This window comes from Phyllobacterium sp. (assembly GCF_037994425.1).
Taxonomy (GTDB): domain Bacteria; phylum Pseudomonadota; class Alphaproteobacteria; order Rhizobiales; family Rhizobiaceae; genus Phyllobacterium.
The window spans coordinates 1-3,297 of the sequence record NZ_JBBNAM010000412.1 but is presented as its reverse complement, the minus strand read 5'-3'; the positions used below and the strand labels follow the sequence as shown (position 1 = coordinate 3,297).

Annotated in this window: 3 protein-coding genes and 1 pseudogene; 2 read left to right on the top strand and 2 right to left on the bottom strand. The window is 59.3% G+C overall.

Going from position 1 to position 3,297, the window contains the following annotated elements; genetic code table 11:
- Positions 1 to 125: 125 nt before the first annotated feature.
- Positions 126 to 1,169 carry an LLM class flavin-dependent oxidoreductase gene (locus tag AAAB35_RS27030; protein WP_340671420.1) on the top strand — a complete coding sequence of 348 codons (1,044 nt, stop codon included), beginning with the start codon at positions 126 to 128 and terminating at the stop codon, positions 1,167 to 1,169.
- 75 nt (positions 1,170 to 1,244) lie between these two features.
- Here AAAB35_RS27030 and murI read toward each other — a convergent pair whose 3' ends face one another.
- Both murI and AAAB35_RS27020 read right to left on the bottom strand, forming a co-directional pair.
- Complete coding sequence (gene murI, locus AAAB35_RS27025) at positions 1,245 to 2,054, bottom strand: glutamate racemase (RefSeq protein WP_340671418.1); 810 nt, start codon at positions 2,052 to 2,054, stop codon at positions 1,245 to 1,247.
- Complete coding sequence (locus tag AAAB35_RS27020) at positions 2,047 to 2,907, bottom strand: RNA methyltransferase (protein ID WP_340671417.1); 861 nt, start codon at positions 2,905 to 2,907, stop codon at positions 2,047 to 2,049. Before AAAB35_RS27020 ends, murI begins: the two co-directional genes overlap by 8 nt.
- Before the next feature lie 189 nt (positions 2,908 to 3,096).
- Here AAAB35_RS27020 and AAAB35_RS27015 point away from each other — a divergent pair.
- Positions 3,097 to 3,297, top strand: a pseudogene (locus AAAB35_RS27015) (NADP-dependent isocitrate dehydrogenase); the annotation flags it as partial.

Here is a 3,297-nt window from a genome sequence, read left to right as displayed (position 1 = left end):
GTTCGCAACTCTGCGAACCACACCCGCCGGTATCCTTTTGGTGCCTCGAACACCGCCATGTGCGTTCTTCACATCTGCTCTCGCTGTGCTTACCTGTGCGGCAACGTTTTGAACGAGGCATCGAAATGGAACTCGGCATCTATACATTTGCGGGCATGAGCCCGGATCCGGCGACGGGTGTCGCCATCAGCGCGCAGCAGCGCATGCAGAATCTCCTCGGGGAGATGGAACTCGCCGATCAGGTTGGACTTGACGTTTTCGGCATCGGTGAGCATCACAGGCCGGACTTCGTGATCTCGACTCCGGCCGTCGCGCTCGCTGCCGGCGCTGCACGCACCAAGAACATCCGTCTCACCAGCGCCGTCACGGTTCTGAGTTCGGACGACCCGGTGCGCGTATTTCAGGAATACGCGACGCTCGATCTGATTTCGTCTGGCCGCGCCGAGATCATGGCAGGGCGCGGCTCCTTCATCGAATCCTTTCCGCTCTTTGGCTATGATCTCAACGATTACGATGAGCTCTTCGCGGAAAAGCTCGACCTCCTGCTGAAGCTCAGGGAAGGCGAACGCGTGACCTGGAAGGGAAATCTGCGTGCTTCCTTGAACAATCTCGGCGTCTATCCGCGTCCCCTGCAAAATCCCCTGCCCGTTTGGATCGCTGTGGGTGGCACGCCTCAATCGGTGATTCGTGCTGGGACGCTTGGCCTGCCGCTCGCCGTCGCGATCATCGGCGGCGAGCCGCATCGTTTTGCGCCGCTGGTCGAACTTTACCGCGAGGCCGGCGCCAAGGCCGGTCACGCCCCGGAAAAACTTAAGGTCAGCATCAACTCGCATGGCTACGTGGCCGAGACATCGCAAGCCGCCTCAGACGAATATTGGCCATCCTACGAGGTCGTGATGAACAAGATCGGCCGCGAGCGCGGCTGGCCGCCGAGCAACCGTGCTCAATACGAGGCTGGTCGCACGACGCGCGGCGCCTTGCTGGTGGGCTCGCCGCAGGAAGTGATCGACAAGATCATGCTGCAGCACGGTTACTTCAAGCACGACCGGTTTTTGCTGCAAATTGACCTCGGCAGCCTCCCACACAAGAACACGCTCAAGGCCATCGAACTCTATGGCACCGAAGTCGCGCCGGTCATCCGCAAGGAATTGGGCGGAAAAGCCGTGTGACCGGCCTTGAAAGTCTGGGTTAAACCGGAATCACTTTGCCGAAGCCGTTACCGGCCCTGCTGGGACTGATCCAATTCAGGATCGATCCGCGTCCAGACCAAACCCCTGCATCAGGCGGCGTGTAGAGAAATCGGGGTTACCCGACGTGAACAGGGCAAAATCGTCGCCATGTTCGGGTTCGCCGCCGGTGCCGTTGGTCTTCAAAAGGGAAAGTCCTCGCCGCGCAATGGCTTCGGCGGGATCGAGCCAATCGACCGGCCATGGCGCTAGGCGCCGGAAGACATTGGCGAGGAACGGATAGTGCGTGCAGGCGAGGACGACGATATCAGTGCGCCGACCGTCCCGCTCGTAAAAGCAAGGTTCGATCTCTTGCCGAATCTCGGCGTCGTCGATGCGCTCGCCGCGAATATGCGCTTCGGCCAGCCGGGCCAGACTTTGGCTTCCGATAAGGCGCACGTGGCATTGGGAGGCGAAGGACTGGATGAGATCGCGCGTATAAGCACGCTTTACCGTTCCCGGAGTGGCAAGTACGCTGACAAGTCCGGATGAGGTGCGCTCGGCAGCAGGTTTGATGGCGGGAACTGTCCCGACGAAGGGCACGTCAGGATAGGCCTTGCGAAGGTCGTCCAGCACCAGTGTCGAAGCCGTATTGCACGCGATAATCGCGATCTCGGGCTTGTACCTGTCGATCAATCCGCCGAAAAGTTCGACAATTCTTTGGCACAATGCCGTTTCTTCCCAGTCGCCATAGGGGAAGCCGGCGTCGTCGGCAACATAAACGAAACGGCGATCCGGCATGAGAACCCGCGCCTCGCGCAACACGGTAAGACCACCGATGCCACTGTCGAAGACGAGAATCGGCCGGTCTGCCGTGGGCTCATTCATCGTTTGCTGGCTCCTTATTAGCCGGCTTATCACCGACATTTGGGGAGCGTTCGCGCTTGCGCCCCTCCGGAGCGCCCGCGCCGCGCGGCGTACTGGGACTGAAGAAGTCGAGCGAGACAAGGACGCCACGCAAGAGTTTCAACTCGGATTCGGAAAATCCCGGCCGCGTGAGAACGCCACGCAGGTTATTGACCATGATCTCCTTGCGTGCCATCGGCCGGAAGTACCCCCTCGACTGCAGGGCCTCCTCCAGATGGTCGAAAAAGCCCTGCAATTGATCTTTCGGGGCCGGCGGCAGTTCGGGACCACGAAAGGCCGTATCCGTATGCTTTTCCAGACCCGACTTCATCCACTCGTAGGACATGAGCAAAACCGCCTGCGCAATGTTCAGGGACGAGAATGCCGGATTGACCGGAAACGTCACCAGTTCATCGGCGAGGCTGACTTCGTCATTATTGAGGCCGATGCGCTCGCGCCCGAAAAGAATTCCCGTCCGTTCGCCCTTGTTGAAGCGCTGGCGCAGCACCTGCCCCGCCTCGACCGGCCCGCGAACCTGCTTGAAAGCGTCCCGCTCGCGCGCGGTGGTCGCATACACGAAATTCAGGTCCTTTATCGCGGATGGCAGGTCCTCGAAGACCTGTGCCGCATCGATGATATGATCCGCCCTGCTCGCCGCCGACCGTGCCTTTTCGTTCGGAAATTCCTCGCGCGGTTTGACAAGGCGAAGCTCCGCGAGGCCGAAGTTGGCCATGGCGCGGGCCACCATGCCGATGTTTTCCGGCAGTTGCGGTTCGACGAGAATGATTGCCGGGCCTTCGGCAATGAGCGTGCGTTGTCTATCGGTACCGGCCATCGTCTATTCCTGCTGACAAAGGCGCGGTAATAACGCGCGTTCTTTCGATGAGCAATCCTGCATCAAAATGACGGTACTTTGACAAGCGGTAGCTTTGCGTTCGGCGATCCCGATGCTATAGGGGCGCGAACCCTCACTGGAAACCGACGCTGACATTCCCACACCCAGCAAAATAGAGGCTGACTATCCATGGCAAAGATCAAGGTTGCAAATCCGGTCGTCGAGCTTGACGGCGACGAGATGACCCGCATCATCTGGCAATATATCAAGGAAAAGCTGATCCATCCTTACCTCGATGTGGACCTGAAATATTACGACCTCGGGATCGAGCACCGTGATGCTACTAATGACCAGGTGACGATCGATGCGGCCAATGCGATCAAGCAATAT